The sequence below is a fragment of the Dactylosporangium sp. NPDC005572 genome, from assembly GCF_040605515.1.
Taxonomy (GTDB): Bacteria; Actinomycetota; Actinomycetes; order Mycobacteriales; family Micromonosporaceae; genus Dactylosporangium.
In genome coordinates, this window is sequence record NZ_JBEXCY010000018.1 from 67651 (window position 1) to 84595 (window position 16945).

Annotated in this window: 13 protein-coding genes and 1 CRISPR repeat array; of the genes, 2 read left to right on the forward strand and 11 right to left on the reverse strand. The window is 70.5% G+C overall.

Annotated elements, in window-relative coordinates:
* Window positions 1-29 precede the first annotated feature (29 nt).
* Window positions 30-850: direct repeats of the CRISPR family, unit length 28 nt; unit sequence GGACCATCCCCGCGTGCGCGGGGAGCAC.
* Window positions 851-890: 40 nt separating this feature from the next.
* From cas2e to ABZS66_RS12475, 9 genes are read right to left on the reverse strand one after another with little or no spacing between them, the layout of a single operon-like run.
* A complete protein-coding gene (gene cas2e, locus ABZS66_RS12435) occupies window positions 891-1265 on the reverse strand; it encodes a type I-E CRISPR-associated endoribonuclease Cas2e (RefSeq protein ID WP_354757202.1) in 375 nt (124 codons plus the stop codon).
* The gene (gene cas1e, locus ABZS66_RS12440) at window positions 1265-2221 is read right to left on the reverse strand and encodes a type I-E CRISPR-associated endonuclease Cas1e (protein ID WP_354757203.1); all 957 of its coding nucleotides are present in this window, start codon (window positions 2219-2221) and stop codon (window positions 1265-1267) included. Before cas1e ends, cas2e begins: the two co-directional genes overlap by 1 nt.
* A gap of 15 nt (window positions 2222-2236) precedes the next feature.
* Window positions 2237-2902, reverse strand: coding sequence for a type I-E CRISPR-associated protein Cas6/Cse3/CasE (gene cas6e / locus ABZS66_RS12445; RefSeq protein WP_354757204.1), 666 nt, complete (start codon window positions 2900-2902; stop codon window positions 2237-2239).
* 2 nt (window positions 2903-2904) lie between these two features.
* Window positions 2905-3603, reverse strand: coding sequence for a type I-E CRISPR-associated protein Cas5/CasD (cas5e, locus tag ABZS66_RS12450; protein WP_354757205.1), 699 nt, complete (start codon window positions 3601-3603; stop codon window positions 2905-2907).
* Window positions 3600-4724, reverse strand: coding sequence for a type I-E CRISPR-associated protein Cas7/Cse4/CasC (cas7e, locus tag ABZS66_RS12455; protein WP_354757206.1), 1125 nt, complete (start codon window positions 4722-4724; stop codon window positions 3600-3602). Before cas7e ends, cas5e begins: the two co-directional genes overlap by 4 nt.
* Window positions 4721-5437: a type I-E CRISPR-associated protein Cse2/CasB gene (gene casB, locus ABZS66_RS12460; protein WP_354757207.1), complete on the reverse strand. Its 717-nt coding sequence runs from the start codon at window positions 5435-5437 to the stop codon at window positions 4721-4723. The genes cas7e and casB overlap by 4 nt, the downstream gene beginning before the upstream one ends.
* Entirely contained in the window at window positions 5434-7095 is a 1662-nt protein-coding gene (gene casA, locus ABZS66_RS12465) for a type I-E CRISPR-associated protein Cse1/CasA (RefSeq protein ID WP_354757208.1), read from the reverse strand. The genes casB and casA overlap by 4 nt, the downstream gene beginning before the upstream one ends.
* Window positions 7096-7122: 27 nt before the next feature.
* Complete coding sequence (gene cas3 / locus ABZS66_RS12470; protein ID WP_354757209.1) at window positions 7123-9960, reverse strand: CRISPR-associated helicase Cas3'; 2838 nt, start codon at window positions 9958-9960, stop codon at window positions 7123-7125.
* A gap of 5 nt (window positions 9961-9965) precedes the next feature.
* Window positions 9966-12125, reverse strand: coding sequence for a UvrD-helicase domain-containing protein (locus ABZS66_RS12475; RefSeq protein ID WP_354757210.1), 2160 nt, complete (start codon window positions 12123-12125; stop codon window positions 9966-9968).
* 177 nt (window positions 12126-12302) lie between these two features.
* On the opposite strand from ABZS66_RS12475, the gene ABZS66_RS12480 reads away from it, so the two are divergent.
* Window positions 12303-13529 (forward strand): serine/threonine-protein kinase, encoded by a 1227-nt coding sequence (locus ABZS66_RS12480; protein WP_354757211.1) that lies wholly within the window; start codon window positions 12303-12305, stop codon window positions 13527-13529.
* Window positions 13530-13532: 3 nt separating this feature from the next.
* Here the strand turns inward: ABZS66_RS12480 and ABZS66_RS12485 are convergent, their stop codons facing one another.
* Window positions 13533-14207 carry a hypothetical protein gene (locus ABZS66_RS12485; RefSeq protein WP_354757212.1) on the reverse strand — a complete coding sequence of 225 codons (675 nt, stop codon included), beginning with the start codon at window positions 14205-14207 and terminating at the stop codon, window positions 13533-13535.
* A 19-nt stretch (window positions 14208-14226) separates the two neighbouring features.
* On the reverse strand, window positions 14227-14406 hold the full coding sequence (locus ABZS66_RS12490) for a hypothetical protein (protein ID WP_354757213.1): 180 nt from the start codon (window positions 14404-14406) through the stop codon (window positions 14227-14229).
* A gap of 94 nt (window positions 14407-14500) precedes the next feature.
* On the opposite strand from ABZS66_RS12490, the gene ABZS66_RS12495 reads away from it, so the two are divergent.
* The gene (locus tag ABZS66_RS12495) at window positions 14501-16591 is read left to right on the forward strand and encodes an N-6 DNA methylase (RefSeq protein WP_354757214.1); all 2091 of its coding nucleotides are present in this window, start codon (window positions 14501-14503) and stop codon (window positions 16589-16591) included.
* Window positions 16592-16945: the final 354 nt, after the last annotated feature.

A 16945-nucleotide genomic window follows, 5' to 3' on the forward strand; every position in this document is an offset into this window, starting at 1 on the left:
GTTTCGTCCGGATGAAGGAATACAAGGACGGACCATCCCCGCGTGCGCGGGGAGCACACTGGTTTCGTCCGGATGAAGGAATACAAGGACGGACCATCCCCGCGTGCGCGGGGAGCACATGGAAGACCTCAACAACAACACGCTGATCGGGGGACCATCCCCGCGTGCGCGGGGAGCACCGGTCCAGGCCACCACCCCGAATCACCCTGCACGGACCATCCCCGCGTGCGCGGGGAGCACCAGCGTGTAGTGCGCGGTCGCAGTCCAGCGCCCGGACCATCCCCGCGTGCGCGGGGAGCACGGGCGGCGCGCCGGACTTCGATGGATTCATTTCGGACCATCCCCGCGTGCGCGGGGAGCACGGCACCCACCCGACCGCGAGCGAGATGCGGCAGGGACCATCCCCGCGTGCGCGGGGAGCACGACCCGTACGGCCTCGGCACCCTGCTGTACGGCGGACCATCCCCGCGTGCGCGGGGAGCACGTCCCGCCGGGTGGCCTGCAAGGCACTAACCGCGGACCATCCCCGCGTGCGCGGGGAGCACTTCTCGTTGAGCCCGTTCTTGAGCGTGGTGCCGGGACCATCCCCGCGTGCGCGGGGAGCACGCAGAGTCCGCCATCGTCAGGGATGCCCGACCTGGACCATCCCCGCGTGCGCGGGGAGCACTCCTCCACGGGGGACTAATACGCCGCCTTTCCAGGACCATCCCCGCGTGCGCGGGGAGCACTCGTTCTGGCGTTCTCCAGCCGGATTCGTCAGCGGACCATCCCCGCGTGCGCGGGGAGCACGGCGGCTGCTGGAGACTCCCAAGATCCTGTGAGGGACCATCCCCGCGTGCGCGGGGAGCACACTTGTTGACCTGCAGCGTTGAAGATCCACTCGGCCGATTCTATTCACTTGCTGGACGCCGGGTTGGCTGCTGGCGGCGGCCGTATCGGCGACGCCGGGCGGCGTTGCTCCAGCCGGACGGCATTGCCGGGTTGAAGATCGGGTTGGCGGGGCGCCGGATCAGGGTGATGCCGTCGAAATCCTCCGGTGTCCAGTGGTGATCGTGCGCTTCGAAGGATAGGCGTTGCTCGCCGGGGATCTGGTAGACGATGAGGGCGCGTCCGGGGCCGGCCAGATCTTTGACTCGTGCCCAAAGGCGGCGGCGCACGCGTGAGCTGATGTGGCCGACGTACACGCCGGCTGAGATCTCCAGCAGCCATTGGGTGAGGTGGCCACGGAGGCCGGGCGGGCAGGCCGTGAGGATGATGACCGTCATCAGAAGTCGATCTCCTCGCCGTCGCCGACGGCGTAGTTCCGGCCTGCGGCCACTTCGATGCCGCTGTCGTCCCAGAGCGCCAGCTCGTCGGTTTCGTCGATCTCACCGGTCGGCTGCGGCTGCAGCAGCAGCGCGCGAATGTCGCGGACGCAGCGGGACAGGATCGCGCCGTCATGGACGCGGTCGCGGACTGCTCGGCGGGTGTCTGCCGGGATGTCGGTGGAGCCGCCGGAGACAACGTCGAACGCGACCGGGATGGTGATCTCAGCTTTGTAGAGGTCGGCGATGTCGTAGACGAAGGCGCGTTCGTGTCCGGTGTGGACGAAGCCGAGTCCGGGTGCGGCGCCAAGCGCGACGATGACGCCATGGACGATGCCGTACAGGCAGGCGTGCGCGGCAGACAGTGCCTGGTTGATCGGATCGCCGGAACTGAAGTCTTCGCGGTCGTACTCACGATGGTTCCATGCCACCCCGGTCCGGGCGGCGTGTTCCCGGTAGGCGCGGCGGACCCGGGCACCCTCTTTGCCGCGTAGTTGCTGCATGGTGAGGCCGGTGGTGTCTTCGCCGGGGAAGCGCATCGCATACATCGAGCGGGCGACGGCGAGCCGGCGGCCGCGGTGGCTGACGGCGGCCGCCTGGGCGACGAGGAGCCGGGTGGATGCGGCGAGGGAACGGCCGTGGGCGTAGTAGCGCACGCCCCGCTCGCCGACCCAGACGGCGGTGGCGCCGTGGTCGGCGAGCAGGGCGACGGCTTGGTGGGTAATGCTGGTGCCTGGGCCGAGCAGCAACACGCTCACCGTAGCGGCCGGGATGTGCACGACGCCACGGTCGTCGGTGGCGGTGAGCGCGTTGCTGTCGCGGTGGATGACGGCGCGTTCGAGGTAGATGAAGCTGATCCGGTCCTCGGCGCGGGTCAGGTCGGGAAGTTCGGCTGGTGGTACTCCGGGAATCGGCATCGGCCGGTTCGTTGCTCAGTTCGCGGGTGCGATGGTCAGCAGCCCGCATCCGTAGGCTTTGGCGTGGCCGATGCCGACCGTCAGTGACTGGCGGAAGGCGTCGGCGTCGGTGATGTCGAGCAGGCCGTCGTAGGTGACCGTGGTGAGGGTGACGGCGGTTGCGGCACGGCGGAAGGTGACCGTCTGCCGGCGGTGCAGCTTGAGGTTGGGCTCGCCGTCGCGTTGGGGCGCGATGGCGAAGCCGCACCGTTCGCCTCGGGTGATCAGCCACTGGGTCTGGTCCTCGACACGGAGGTGGCCGAAGCGTTGGGTTTCCTTGGCGTCGGCGGTCTTGCGGCCGCTGCGGGTCGGATTCGCGGTGAGGCGGAACGCCCATCGCTGGCCGGGTTGTAGGGACGCGAGGAGTCCGTCGTAGGGCCGGGTGGTCCAGGCCTCTGCGGTGGGCCGGCCGGCCTGCTCGACCAAGTGGGTGAGGTCGGGCTGGCCGGGGCTGACGAGGTAGAGCTGGATGGTGCCGTCGGTGGTGGTGTCGAGCCGCCAGAGGGTCCGCGCCCCCGGCCGTTCGTGGTCCTCCGGCACTGGGAAGGCACCGCGGACTGCGGCGTGCATGGCCTGTGGTGAGGCCAGCAGCTTCCGCGCGCCGCGGCGGGTGGTGTCGATGGTGAACCTGGTGAGGTACATGCTCAGCCTCCCAGCAGGCTTAGCGGGTCATGCTCGGTGACGCCGGCCCGTTCGGTGAGGTCGTTGCTGATCGTCACGTGGCTGCGGTGGACGGCACGCCAGGTGTGCTGGCGGTGTGCCGGGTCGAAGCTGAGTGGCTCGTCGTGGATGGTTTCGGCGACGGGTTCTCCAGGCCGAGCGTCACGAATGATCTCAAGCCGGACGGTGCGGGCCGCCTTGCGGCGGTGCCAGTCGGCGGCGAGCCACGGCCAGCCGCTCAACGTCTCGTCGAGGGACTGGTCGTGGACACCGAGGGTGACGGAGCGTGCCGGTGGACAGGACCGACGGCCGAGGTACAGCGGAAAATGCGGTCGGCGTAGCGCTTCGTCGAGACCGGTCAGGAGGTTTCGATCGCCGCTGACAGCGGCCAGGAACGCGGCGTCGGCAAGGTAGAAGCGGTGTGTCAGCGGGGCGCTCTTGCCGTCCGCGGTGTGCGCGGTGTGGAAGTCGCGCAGGACCTGGCCGGGCTGGTCCAGCCGCACGCCGAACTCGAGGCCGAGCAGCTCGGTGAGGGGCTCTGTGCGGCGGATGCCCTTCGCCGCGGCGAGGAGGCCGATGACGCCGCTCTTGGTCGGAGCGACCTCGGTGCTGCGGCGGGCGAACCGGCTGGAGGCACCCCATGCCTGCATCGGCCCGGCCAGCTGGAGCAGGAGCACGCTCATGCCGGTCGGCCGAGCGCCGCCGCGACCCGCTCCCCCACCCCGCTGACGAGATCGCCGAGGGTGACCACCGTGCCGAGGTCGGCCAGCACTGCGGTCTGGTCGCCGACGTGTGTGACCCAGCTTCCGGTCGGCTGTTCACCGTAGGCGCCTTCGACCGCGGTGATGTGGTCGGCGAGGGCGGCGGCGGCCAGCTTGACCCGGCCGGACGCCTCGGTTTCCTGGACAGCGGTCTCGAACGCGCCGACCATGTTGATCGGCTGGGTGTCGCGGACCCGGACCAGGACCGCGTCGGGCAGGGTCCGGTGGGCGAACGTGTTCTGCTTGCCGGTCGGCACGCTGCGGGCGAACGCGGTGAGGAACGCCTCGACGGCCGCACGGGTGGCGGCGGCGTCACCGAGGGTCTCGTGCAGCCGGTTCACGTCGACGGTGGCATACCGGTAGAGGGTGGAGGAGTTGAATTCGACGGTACCGATCATGCCGGCGCCCGTCTCGTCGGCGTCGTGTTTGCGGTCGTCGACGGCGGTGAAGTAGTCATACTCGTTGTCGACCGCGTGCACGCTAATGGCGTGCGCGACCTGGCAGGCGGCGTCGACGTTGATGTCGGCCATGTCGGCGACCATCCGGCCGAACATGGCAATGTCAACGGAGTGCTCGGTGTTCGCGAGCGTCTTGAGTCGCCCCTTGTCGGGCGCGGTGCCGGCTCGGGAGGCCTCGAGGGCCGCGGCGGCGATGTTGTCGAGCTGGCGGTGACTGAGGAACAGCAGATAGCTCGACTCGACATCCTTCACCTCACCCTTCTTCTTCTCAGCCTTGGCGAGGCCGATCGCGGCGAACGCTTCGGCGGCCAGCGTGGATGCGGCCTCGTCGGTCAGTTGCGGGTCCAGCGCCTTGATCCGGGCCGCGAGCGACTCGCCGACACGCTTGGTGCGCTCACCGAGCTGCGAGCGGTCCAGCAGGTCCTTGAACGCGATCCGGATGGCGCGCTTCCATGCCTGGCTGGACACGCGGGCGCGACGGACGCCGCCGTAGGTGGCGGTCTTCGGGGAGCCGGTGTCGTCGCGGTTGAGGTTGCTCGGGGGCACGGTCTGCAGCGCGTACACGTCGATGATGGTGCGGTTCACTGGGCACGCTCCTCGGTCTCGGTGGCGGAGTCACTGGGGTTGCCGGAGTCGTTGGTGTCGCCGGCCGTGGGGCGGGTGCGGAAGAACTCGCGACCCCACACGGCCTGGACGGTGGCCCGTCCGGAGGGCCGGCCGGGTGGCTGCCCGGCCGGCTGGCGCAGGGTGTAGAGGTCGTCGGCGAGCAGGCCGTAGTCGACCGGGATCTGGTGTTCGCGCAGCATGGTGACGAGGCCGCGCAGGTGGTGGATGCTTTCGGCGTAGCTGGTGGCGGTGCCGAGCGCCGCGAACCGGCGCCGCACGCCTTCCGGGCTGACGCTCTTGCGGACCAGGGCGGCGAGCGCGACACCGAGTCCACTGCCGCTGACGTGCATCCGCTCCCGGCGGGACTGCTGGTGCAGTGCGTACAGGGTGATCGCGTCGTGCACCGCGTACTCGGCGTCGTAGGCGTCGGTCTCGGTCCTCGGCCGGCCGCGCAGCAGCTCGTCGGGCACCGACAGGTACGTTCCCAGGGTGTAGTCGGCCCCGGGGATGCGGCCGATGCAGCGGCGCAGGCGGGCGATCGCGCCGACCGCCTCGGGCACCGGCGGCTCATGCAGCACCTGTGCCTGCAGTTTGCCGACTGTTGCGGCGACGTGGTCACCCAGGGCCCGGCGGGGCCGGGTCGGAGCTTTGCGTGCCGACGCGTTCGGCCGGTCCGTCGCTGCCGTGGTCACTGCGGTACCTCCTCGTGCTGGTGCGTTCGGTCGACGGCCATCGGCAGTGCCTTGGCCAGGCTGCGCAGGAACCACACCTCGGCTTGGGAGGTGGAGTAGTGGACCTCGACACCGTTGCGGTCCGCGACGAGACGGCCGACCCACGCGTCCGGGCCGGCCGCAGCGACCAGGTCGTCACCGATCTGCCGGACGGCCCTCCGGACCCGTCGCTGCCACGTGGTGCGCACGTCGGCCAGGTCGCTGGCCGGGCCGAGCCCGGCCAGCCAGTCGCGGAACAACCGGTCGAGAAGGCTGTACGCGTCCTCGGCAGCGCGGTCGGCCGCGCCGGTCTCCGTGCCGGAGCCGCCGGCGGCACGCACCAGATTGGCTGCGAGGGTCCGCAGCACCCTGACCGCGGCGTCGGCGTCGCCGGCAGCATCCAATGCGGCGGTACGCAGCGGCGACTGCTCGTCGGCGAGGAGGACGTTCATGGTCAGCGAGTCGCCGTAGACCTCGTCAACGACCGCGTTCTGGGTGCCGTAGGTGACGCTCACCGCCCGGTGCAACACGCGACGGTCCGGCTCGACGACGCCGGTGACCGTGAGACGGGCCAGCCACTGCTGCACGAGCGGCGACAGCCGCTGCTGCGGCTCGCTGCCGGGCGACGGCGCCAGCGGCAACAGAGTGTGCAGGCCCCGCCACAACGCCCGGGTGTGATCGTGCGGCCGGGGCAGATAGACCGGGACGCGCTTCTGCTGCTTCTCGCGCGGTCCGCTGCGGCCCCAGACGCTCATCGGCTCCAGCCGGTGGCGATCCTGCCAGTCGATCGGGTCCCCGTTGGAGATCATGGCGCCGGTGATCCCGGCGCGGTTGCCGAACAGCCGGATCCGGCGTGACTGCCACGTGTACAGGCCGAGGATGCCGTACGGTCCTCGGGTCTTCTCCGATTCCTCGACAGCGGTCTGCGGTGGCCGCTCCCAGGCCGGCAGGTCGAGCTCGTCGGCGGCCCGCCAGTCCGGCGCGACGGGTATGAGATTGAGCAGCAGGGTTTCCCGCAGTGATGCGCCCTCCAGGTAGACCCCGCCGAGCGAACCCGCGGACGCGACGCCCATGGGGTAGCCCTTGCCGCTCTTGACCCGGGGATCGCCGACGGCGCCGGTCTTGATGCCGGACGAGTCGAACGCCTGGCAGTGCACGAGCCAGCGGGCCGCCTCGGCCGGTGAGATCGAATCAATGCCGGTCCCGGCCCGTGCGGTCAGGAACTGCATGCCGTTGGGCACGTCGGCGATCAGCCGCTCCAGGCCATACGTGTTGTCCTTGTCGGCGCGCAGGCCGGCGACCTGGTAGAACGGCTCCTCGGGGTGGAGCAGGTCGAACCTGTGCCGGAACTCGCCGAGGTAGTCGACGACGTCGGGCAGCGGTAGCCGGTCGTCGCGCCACAGCGCACGCCACGCGGCCTCGCCGACCGGGCCGTCGGTCGCGCGATGCAGGATCGCGAGCGCCAGCCGCAGTACCGCGAAGGTCTGCGACGGCAGTTCACAGGCGATCATGCGCAGCTGCGGGGCCTCCTCGAACAGGCCGAGCAGCGACACGTCGCGGCGCTGCCCGGCGGCATCCAGCACCGGGACCCACGCCTCGTCCAGCAACAAGAACCCGGCGGGATGCGGTGAACCGGTCACGGTCACACCTCCTCTTGGTGGGTTGGGTCAGACGGCGCGTTCGACGCGCAGCCCTTCGTGCGGGTCGTAGTGCAATGCGAAGTCCGCCACGGTGGCGGTGCCGTCGGTGTCGACGTCGAGGACGAGCTCGCCGGCCAGCCACGCACTGTCCTGCCAGGCGCTGAGGTCGATACGTTGTTCGAGGGCGGCGATGACGTCGTCGATGACCTCCGGGGCGGTCATCGTGCGGGGCAGCGGCAGGGTGCACCGGGCGATCCGCCGCGGCAGCGGCCACCGTGGGACGCTGCCGGTCGGCACCGCCACGCCGCCCCCATCGATCCAGGGCGGCACCACCAGGCCGTCCGGGGTGCGGACCAGCAGCAGGACGTCGAGGGTTTCGCCGTCGGTGTCGCGGACGTGACCGCGGGCGGTGCGCTCATCTGGGTTCCCGACGCCACCGGTGAGCCAGTTGATCAGCGATGCGCCGGGCTCCCCCGGCTCGGCGAGCCGGAAGCCGTCCGCCTTCAGACTCTTGGCGGTCGTCTCCTCCTCCGCCCGTGCCTGGGCCTCGGCCATTGCCGGCTGCCAGGCGGGTGGGCCGACCGGTGTGTCGCCGTAGGCGTCCTGGGTGAGGGGTGCGATGTCGGCTGGCAGCCGCAGCGCTTCGCCGTCCAGGTGTGGCAGCAGCACGGCGGCCGACCGCAGCAGCGCTGAGGCCTGATAGACGCGGCGTGAGCCCGGGACGGGCTGCGGCGGTTCGGTGGTCCAGTCGGCGCCGGTGATCCAGCAGGTGGGTATGGTGAGCCGGGCTGGACGTCCGGTGCGGGAGTGGCGGTGCAGCCGGCCGATGCGCTGCAGGATCAGGTCGACCGGGGCGAGGTCGGTGACGAGCAGGTCGAAGTCGATGTCGAGGGACTGCTCGGCGACCTGGCTGGCGACGACGACGTGCCGGTGCGGCCGGGCGGCGGTGCCGGGCGGCCCGAACGTTTCACGTAGCCAGCGGTCTTTCGCGGCGCGGTCGACGGCCATGAACCGGGAGTGCGCAACCGCCACCGGTGTGTCGGGTCCGAGGGCGGCACGCAGGTCGGTGGCGGTCTGCTGGACCCGGGCGACGGTGTTGCGCACGACCAGGGCGCAGCCGCCGTCGGCGAGCCGTTTGCGGAGCAGCTCGGCCAGGGCGGCTGGGTCGTCGTCGAGCCGGTGCAGCTGAACGGTGGCGCTGCGGCCGGAGTCGGCGCAGGTGGTCGCGGTGGCGCCTCGTTCGGCGGCGGAGACGGTGACCAGTGGGTAGCGCAGGTCGGTGCGCAGCGGCGCGTACGGGTCGATTTTCGGCTTGCCGCGGTCCCGCCAGCCGGGTCTGGGGGGCGGTCCGAGCCTCCCGCGGTCGTAGGCCTCCATGAGCTCTGCCCGGCGCTGCGCGGGCAGGGTCGCGGACAGCACCACGACTGGGACGCCGTAGCCGCCGAGCCATTGCAGGGCGCGGTCGAGGAAGCGGCCCATGAAGACGTCGTAGGCGTGTGCCTCGTCGATGATGACGACCTTGCCGGCCAGGCCGAGGTGGCGCAGCACGAGGTGTTTGCTGCGCAGCGCAGCGAAGAGCAACTGGTCGATGGTACCGACGACGAAGCTGGACAGCAGGGCGCGTTTGCCGCCGGCGAACCAGGCGTGGACACCGAGATCGGTGCCGCCGGCGTCCTGCGCGATGCCGCTGGGCAGGGGGCGGTGCCGCAGGCGGTCGTATTCGGGGTTGAGGGCGGCTTTGCCGTGAGCGAGCCGGACGTCGCGTTCGCCGCGGCCGGTGTCGGCGTCGGGCAGCCGCTGCAGCCAGGACAGCATGCGCCCGAACATGGCGTCGCTGGTGGCCCGGGTGGGCAGCGCCAGGTAGCAGCCGGACGCCGAGGTCCGCCGGGCGAGGATCTCGGCCGCGGCCAGGGCGGCTTCGGTCTTGCCCTCGCCCATCGCCGCTTCGACGATCATCATGCCGGGTGCCGGCATGGTCTCGGCGAGTTCGGCGAGGGTGCGCTGGACCGGTCGGGGTGCCGCTCCGGGCGGCAGGTCGAACCGGGCGGCGAAGAGCTCGTCGACGCCGGCTGGTGTGGGGGCGGGCGTCCAGGGTGTGGGCAGGGCCAGGTGGTCCCAGCCGATACGCAGCCGGTCGTCGTCGGTGCTGGCCAGCAGGTACGGGAAAAGCTCCTCGTCGCTGGCGATCCAGTCGGCGGTGATGACGAGGCCCGTGAGGGCGGCCTGCACCGGCTGCGACAGTGTGGCCTGGTCCCAGTCGGTGAGGCGGTCGCCGGCGCCGGACCGCTCGCCCATCCAGGCCAGCAGTTCCCGCTGGACGTCTTGCCAGGCGGGGTCACCGAGCAGGTACAGGCGGCTCTGCACGCCTTGCAGCAGCTCGTCGGTGGGCGGGACGCCGTGATGGCCGCCGACGACGACGGCGTAGGGGTGAGGGTCGGCCCAGCCTTGGTCGTTGAGCCAGTCGGCGAGCACGACATGGCCGGCGGCGGCGTGCGGCGCGAATCGCCGGTCGGCCTCGATCAGCGGGGCTTGGAAGGTCAGGCCACGGTCGCGCATCCGGCGCGCGTACGGCTGGCTCTGGATGGCGAAGGCGGGGGTGGCCTTGCCGATGTCGTGGACGCCGGCGAGGAAGACGGCGAGCGTGCGGCCGTCGCGGGCGCCGCCGGGCAGTTCGTCGGCGATGCGGCGGCGGACGGCGGGGCTGAGCCAGTGGTCCCAGAGACGACCGGCGACGTCGGCGGAGTCCGCGAGGTGCCGCCACAGCGGCAGCCAGCCGACCGGGGCTATGCCGGTGCGATCCGTCTTGCCCCACGCCGAGCGGGCTGCGTCGCTCAGCGGCGGACCACCTGTGATCCTGGTGCTCATGAGCGTCACGACGCCGCCCGGGCCGGTGCGACCGGAGTCCCCGGTGCGAGCCTGATAGGTAGCAGGGTGCTGGGGGCACCGCTGTGCGACAGGTACAGCACGTCGCGGGCCCGGGTCATCGCGACGAACAACAGGCACCGTTCCCGCTGCAGGTCCTGGCGGTGGGCGTGCGGGTCGTCGGCGGCCGAGGTGACCGCGTTCGGGGCGGGCAGCACCCCGGCGTCGAGGCCGACGACGGCAAGGCAGCGGAACTCCAGGCCCTTCATGCCGTGCATGGTCGCGACGCGGACACCGATGACGCCGCGCTTGTCGTCGGCGACGTCGATGTTGGCGTCCTGCAGCGTGCGGCTGACGACGTCGACGACGCGGCCGGTGCGGGCGGCGACGCCGATGGCGTGTGGTTCGACGCCCTGGTCGAGCCAGGTGCCGACCTGCTCGATGAGCGCGTCGAGCTCCCCGTCGCGGTCGGTGTGGGTGGTGACGCTGGGGGTGCCGCCGTGGGTGACGGCGCGGTATCCGCGCAGCGTGTCGTGTTCGTCGTCGAGGCCGACGGTGTCGTCGCCGCTAAGCACGCGCACCGACAGGTCGAGGATCTCGTGGGTGGTGCGGTAGTTGACGGTGAGGCGCCGGGTCCGGCCCCGGACCTGGATGCCGACCTGCGCGAGCGAGACCTGGTTGTCGTAGATGCGCTGGTAGGGGTCGGCGAGCAGGAACATGTCGTTGGGTCCGGGGGCGACGAGAGCACGTAGCAGCCGCCACTGCGCGGGGTGCAGGTCCTGGCCCTCGTCCACCACGAGGTGGCGGTACGGGGCGGGTCCGGTGCCGGCGATGGCGGCGGCCTCGTCGGCGAGCTGGGTGTGAGTGCGCAGATTGCGGGCGGTCATCTGGTCGACGACGGCCTGGATCGCGGCCCACACCTGGTCGCGGTGCGCGGCCCGCAGCCCTTCGCCCCGGCCGGTGCGGGCGGCGTCGCGGTACGCGTCGACGGTGGTCAGCCCTTGGGCCAGGATCACCTGCTCCCACTCGCGGCGCAGGAACGCGCCGCTGTACTTTGTGATCTTTCCGGCGCGGTTCTGGTACGTCGGACCCGCAGCAGCGGCCGCAGCCCACAGCGGGTCCAGTACCTCGTCGCTGCCGATCGTGAACTTCTTGCGCCGGCCGCGGGTGACGATGTCGTATGCCAGCCGGTCGATGCTGATCACGTCGATGCGGGCGCGGACCGCCGGCGTGTCGCACAGGCGGTCCAGCTGACGGTCGAGTGCCTCGGCGAGCGCGCGAGTGAACGTGGTCAGGAGCACCTTGCCGCCGTCGTCCGGCAGCCGGCCGGCGAGGAACACGGCGCGGTGCAGGCCGGTGACGGTCTTGCCGGTACCAGCGCTGCCGGTCAGCAGGGCCGGGCCGCTGTAGACGTCGCGGTGGGCGACGTCGCGCTGCGTCGGGTGCAGGAACGTCCGCCACAGGTCGAACGGGTGCTCCAGGATGGCGGCGAGCTCGATCGGGCCGTTGACGAACGCGATCCGGTCCGGCGTCCGGCGGGCGGCCGCGGTGAGGTCGTGCGGGTCGACGTCGCCGGGCTCTTCGCCGAGCATGACCAGTCCGGATACTTCGCGCCAGATCTCGTCGGCGGGCAGGCCGGCGGCGAAGCCGGTCAGTGCCGTGCGCTGGGTCTCGGGCAGCAGTTTGCAGAGGCTGAGCAGCTGCGGTTCGCTGTTGACTCGGCGCAGCAGCGGGATGAGGTCGGGGTCCACGCCCAGCCGGGTCAGTTCGGTGCCGGGCACGTGGTCGAGCACCCCGGCCGGTGCGGTGGCGGGCAGGTCGCTGGCGAACGCCTCGATGCGTTCCTGGTCACGGTCCTCGAGGATGCCGAGTGCGTGGTTGACCGTGAAGAGCCGGGTCGTGGCGTAGTGGTTGGCGTCGTCGTGCGGCAGGACGTCCTTGAGCAGGAATCTGGCGCCGCCGAGCGCGACGACGATGCCGCGATAGAAGTTGTTGACGCGGAACGTCCGCACGTTCGGGTCCCGGGCGCCGGTCAGTTTCTCCAGGTGCAGGCCGGCGTGCGTGTGCTCGGCGAACTTGCCGATCGCCGCGAACACGGCCCGCTGCACGGCCCGGGGCAGCGCCCCGTAGCGCGGCAGAAAGTCTCGATCGATGGCCAGCTCGGCCATGCCGTCACTCCCCCATCCGTCCGGCCTCCGGTTACGTCGACCGTGCGACAATATTGTGAACACAGACCACATGCAAACTCAATATGGATTCCGTTCACGAATCTATGTCCGATGGGCGATCCACCGAACAGCCGTTGCACTCCGGCTGGCGCTGCGGTTCCCGGTACAGTGACGGTCGTGAAGGCCGCCGACCGCCTCAAGGACCGCTACGAGGTGCGGCACCCGATCGCCCGCAGCGGCATGGGCGAGGTGTGGCTGGCCCGGGACACGCAGCTCGACCGAACCGTCATCATCAAGACCATCAACCCCAGCCGGCTCACCGTGGACCTCGTCCGCCGGTTCCGCCGGGAGGCGCGCCTCACGGCGCGGCTGGACCATCCGGGCGTGCCCGCCGTGTTCGACCTCGACAACCACGACGGCGAGCCGTACCTCGTCCTGCAGCGGATCGAGGGCATCCCCCTGACGGATCTCATCGCCGAGCAGGACGAGCTCCCGATCGCCCGGGTGTGCTCGATCGGGGCGCAGATCAGTAGCGTCCTGCTCGCCGCCCACCGCATCGGCCTGGTCCACCGTGACCTCAAGCCGGGCAACGTGATGGTGGAACACAACGGTGCGGTCAAGGTGCTCGACTTCGGCGTCGCCGTGATCGACGGCGACGAGCGATACTCCAGGATCACCCGGACCGGCGAAGGTCCCGGCACGGTCGGCTACATGGCACCGGAGCAGATCGACGGCGCGGCCACCGACCACCGCACCGACCTCTACGGCCTGGGCGGCGTGCTGTTCGACCTGCTGACCGGCCAGCCGCCGTTCGGCGACGCCACGACGATGACCACGGTGCGCCGCCAGCTGGGCAGCCCAGCGCCGCGCCCGTCACTGCTGCGGCCACAGATCCCCGAGGCTCTCGACGACCTGGTACACGCGCTGCTCGCGTTGCGCCCCGATGACCGGCCGGCCGACGCAGCCGAGGTGTACGAGGTCCTGGCGGCGCTGGCCGACGACCCGCCACCGATCCCCGGGGTGATCAGCGACGAGCTCGACCCGGTCCGCGCGTACGCGGCCGTCGTCGGGCGCCAACCGGTTCGGCACGGCATCGCGCCGAACACCACCGCCGGGCCGGCCGACCGCGCCGCGGAGGCGGACCATCAGTTCGCGCAAGGCAATGTCCGAGTCGCCGCACGACTGTGGCGGGAACTGGCCGACGAGTACGCCAACGACCATCCACTGTCGATCGAGTACCGGCTCCGCGCCGCCCGCGCGCACGTCGCGGCGGGCGAACGCGACCGTGCACTGCGCCAGTTCGAGGCCGTGCTCGCGGATCTGGCGCGGGCCGACGGCGCCGAGCACCCACAGGCGCTGACCGTGCGGGCGGAGATCGAGCAGTTACGGTACGGCGCACCATGACACTCACCCCGCCGCTCGGTCGACGAGGACCGTCCGACGGTCACTGAACCGCCGCGGTAGCAGCGCCGCCTTCTGCTGCGGGAACCCGTCGCCGCGACGGAAGACCAGCGCGCATGTCTGCCCGCGGATCTCGGTAGTGAGGGCCTGCCGCGCCAGCGGCGGATACATCACGCTGTGCCGCAGCCAGGCCGCCTCCTCACCGTGAGCGTCGAAGCCGCGCCCGCTCGCCGCATGACCGAACGCGTCATGCACCGCGCGGAACATGTCGTTCTCGACGTCGCTGAGGTACGGATGCGGATTGGCGGTCGCCGCACTGGCCCACACCCGCAACCGGCGGTGCCGCACATCCTCGGCCATCGCCTCGGCATTCGGATACGGGTCCTCGTCGACGACACGAACCCGCACACCGAGCCCGCCGAACTCCTCACGACCGACCAGGAAGTGGTACTGCCGAACCGTGTGCTCACAGAACTGCGCGTACGCGGGAAAGGCCCGCTCGTCGCGCACCGGCGCGGTCAGGTACGCCTCCGCGATGGCGCTACCGACGGCCAGATCAAGCAGCACGCGCCCGTAGACCGTCAGGTCGCAGACGAGACGCGCGTATCGGCGAACGCCGTCACGTAGGAAGCCGACGGGCTCGAAGGACGGCGCTGCGGCAGCCAGTGCAGGTGCGAACAACCGTGTTCATGGTCCTCCTTCAGTCGTGGTGGCCGACGGCGGCGCCGATCGGCGTGACATCCCGAGCCGCCGGTTCGTGCTGGACGGCGCGCCGCTCCCGGCGCAGCAACTCCCCAAGCACACGGATCTCGGAGACCCGCCGATCGTGGTGCAGCTTCGCGAACTTCCCGATGCTGGTGCTGTGCCCACGCCGCGCCATGACGCCCCCTCCTCGATGTGAACGAGGCAAGCGTAGACGCCATGCCGCTGTGAACACAAGTCACAAAGCCACACGGAGATGCTAGTGTTCACGTGTGACAAGCGAGCGAAACACGGTCATCGGTGACGTCACGCTGACCGCCAGCGGCATCGCCAAGCTGGCCAACGTCGGCCGGGCAGCGGTGAGCAACTGGCGCCGCCGCTACGCCGACTTCCCCGCCCCGGTCGGCGGCACCGCCGCCAGCCCGAGCTTCAACGCCCGCGACGTCGAGGACTGGCTGCGCCGCCAGGGCAAGCTCCACCAGGCCGGCACCGAACACTGGGCATGGCGCCACATCGAGAGCTACCAGCCCGCAGGTCAGATCGGCGACGCCCTCGGCATCGCCGGCGCCTACCTCCTCGCCCGCTCCACCCAGCCGGCGCACGGCACCGGCCTGCTCACACCCAGACAACTCACCGGCAAGCTGCGCACCATCGACCGCGAGCTCGCCACCCGAGTCGGCGCGGTCCTGCCCGAACAATGGGGACAACAGCTCACCGCGATCCTGCGCACCGTGGACCAGCTGGCCCGTGAACAGGACCCCGAGCAAGCGTTCGAATACCTGCACAACCAGTACGTCACGTCGCCAAAGTCGATGTCCGGCCTCGCCGGCACCCCCGACCCGGTCGCCGACACGATGCTGACCATCGCCGGACCCGCGGGACGCATCCTCGACTTCACCTGCGGCACCGGATCCATCGCCCGGATGGCCGCCGACCGGGCACTCCACACCGGAAACCCGACCCGGATCTTCGCCCAGGAAATCAAGCCACAGTACGCATTGATCGCCCTCCTGCGCCTCTGGTTCGTCCACGAACGCGGACAACGAGCCGGCCAACCGGTCGAAACCCCAATGCTGCATCTCGGCGACAGCATGCTCAACGACGCCTTCCCCGACCTGCGCGCCGACACCGTCGTCGCGAACTTCCCGTTCGGCATCCACGACTGGGGCCACGACCGGCTCGCCTACGACCCACGCTGGGCCTACGGCATGCCACCACGCACCGAACCCGAACTCGCCTGGGTCCAACACGCCCTCGCCCACCTCTCCCCCGGCGGTACCGCGGTCGTACTCATGCCGCCGGCCACCGCCCTACGCCCCGCCGGACGACGCATCCGCGCCGAACTCGTCCGCCGGGGCGCACTCCGCGCAGTCATCGCACTCCCCACCGGCCTGATGCCCCCGGCCGGCATCGGCCTGCTCATCTGGGTACTCACCCAGCCCGACGAGCACCAGCCGACCGGCGACCGGATCCTGTTCGTCAACGCGGCCCCCGCCGGCAAAGCCTTCACCGAGCTCGCCACGGCGGCATGGCGCGACTTCCATGCCGGCCGGCACACCGACGAGCCCGGCACTCAGCGAGCCGTGCCGGTCGTCGAGATCCTCGACGAACAGGTCGACCTCACCCCGCTGCGCTACCTGCCACCGTCAGGCGACCAGACCACCGACCCGACCCACACCATTGCCGGCATCGCCGAACTCCAGCAGCTGCTCATCGACCTGCAGCACGAACTACCCACTGTCCGGCCAGCAACGACGGCGACACTTCGCACTGCGCCGCAAGCCATGCTCGCCGACCTCGTCCGCTCAGGCAGCATCTCCATCCTGCGCACATCGACACGACCCCGGCCGCTCGGCGATCAAACTCCGCCGATCTCCCCCGGTACGCCGAACACTGAAGCATCGACAGATATACCAGCCATCCCCTCAGATGCCGCCCGGATACGCACCGGCGACATCCTCATCCAGCTCATCGGCCGTGAGATCATCGCTCACGTCGCCACCGCCGAGCAGGTCGACACCGAACTCACACCAGGCCTGCAAGCTCTCCGAGTAGATCCGGCGTTGTTCGATCCTTGGTTCGTCGCCGGCATCCTCTCCCGCTCCGACAACGTCCGGGTCGCCAGCCGCGCCTCCAGCAGCAGCGGCGCCCCGCGCCTCGATCTCAAACGCCTCACGGTCCCGGTGCTGACACTGCACGAGCAAGCACAACATGGACGGATGTTTCGCAGGCTCGCAGAGCTTCGCACCAAGCTCGAGCACACCACCACCGTGGGGACGACACTGATCCGTGAGATCAACGACGGCATCACGTCCGGACACCTGACGGTCGACCTCGACGCGGATGCGGCCCCAGAGTCCTGAAACGCCGCGAAGGCACAGCCACGGTCCAGCAACGCGTCGACACCGCCGTCCCGACGCTGACAGCACGTCACAGCCGCGTACGGCGTGCGGCGTGCAGTACCCTGCGACCAGGAAACCTGCGCCCCCGCGATCAACTTTTCGTGCTCGCAGCGCCGGTGCCGCACCAGCACGCGTCGTCGAAGATTGACCACAACCATGATCGAAAGTACTGAACAAAATCCGACTAGTCGATCTCTAACGTAGCAGGTCAAGAAGTGTCTTCCCCGCGCACGCGGGGGTGGTCCCCGGAGTTACCGGCCCGAGATGTTCCGACCTCCGTCTTCCCCGCGCACGCGGGGGTGGTCCGCACAGGCC

Excerpts from the sequence above, each read along its gene's own strand:
- cas1e (WP_354757203.1), bottom strand. The coding sequence starts at position 2,221 with ATGCCGATTCCCGGAGTACCACCAGCCGAACTTCCCGACCTGACCCGC.
- cas3 (WP_354757209.1), bottom strand. The coding sequence starts at position 9,960 with ATGAGCACCAGGATCACAGGTGGTCCGCCGCTGAGCGACGCAGCCCGC.
- cas5e (WP_354757205.1), bottom strand. The coding sequence starts at position 3,603 with ATGAGCGTGCTCCTGCTCCAGCTGGCCGGGCCGATGCAGGCATGGGGT.
- cas2e (WP_354757202.1), bottom strand. The coding sequence starts at position 1,265 with ATGACGGTCATCATCCTCACGGCCTGCCCGCCCGGCCTCCGTGGCCAC.
- ABZS66_RS12490 (WP_354757213.1), bottom strand. The coding sequence starts at position 14,406 with ATGGCGCGGCGTGGGCACAGCACCAGCATCGGGAAGTTCGCGAAGCTG.
- cas6e (WP_354757204.1), bottom strand. The coding sequence starts at position 2,902 with ATGTACCTCACCAGGTTCACCATCGACACCACCCGCCGCGGCGCGCGG.
- ABZS66_RS12475 (WP_354757210.1), bottom strand. The coding sequence starts at position 12,125 with ATGGCCGAGCTGGCCATCGATCGAGACTTTCTGCCGCGCTACGGGGCG.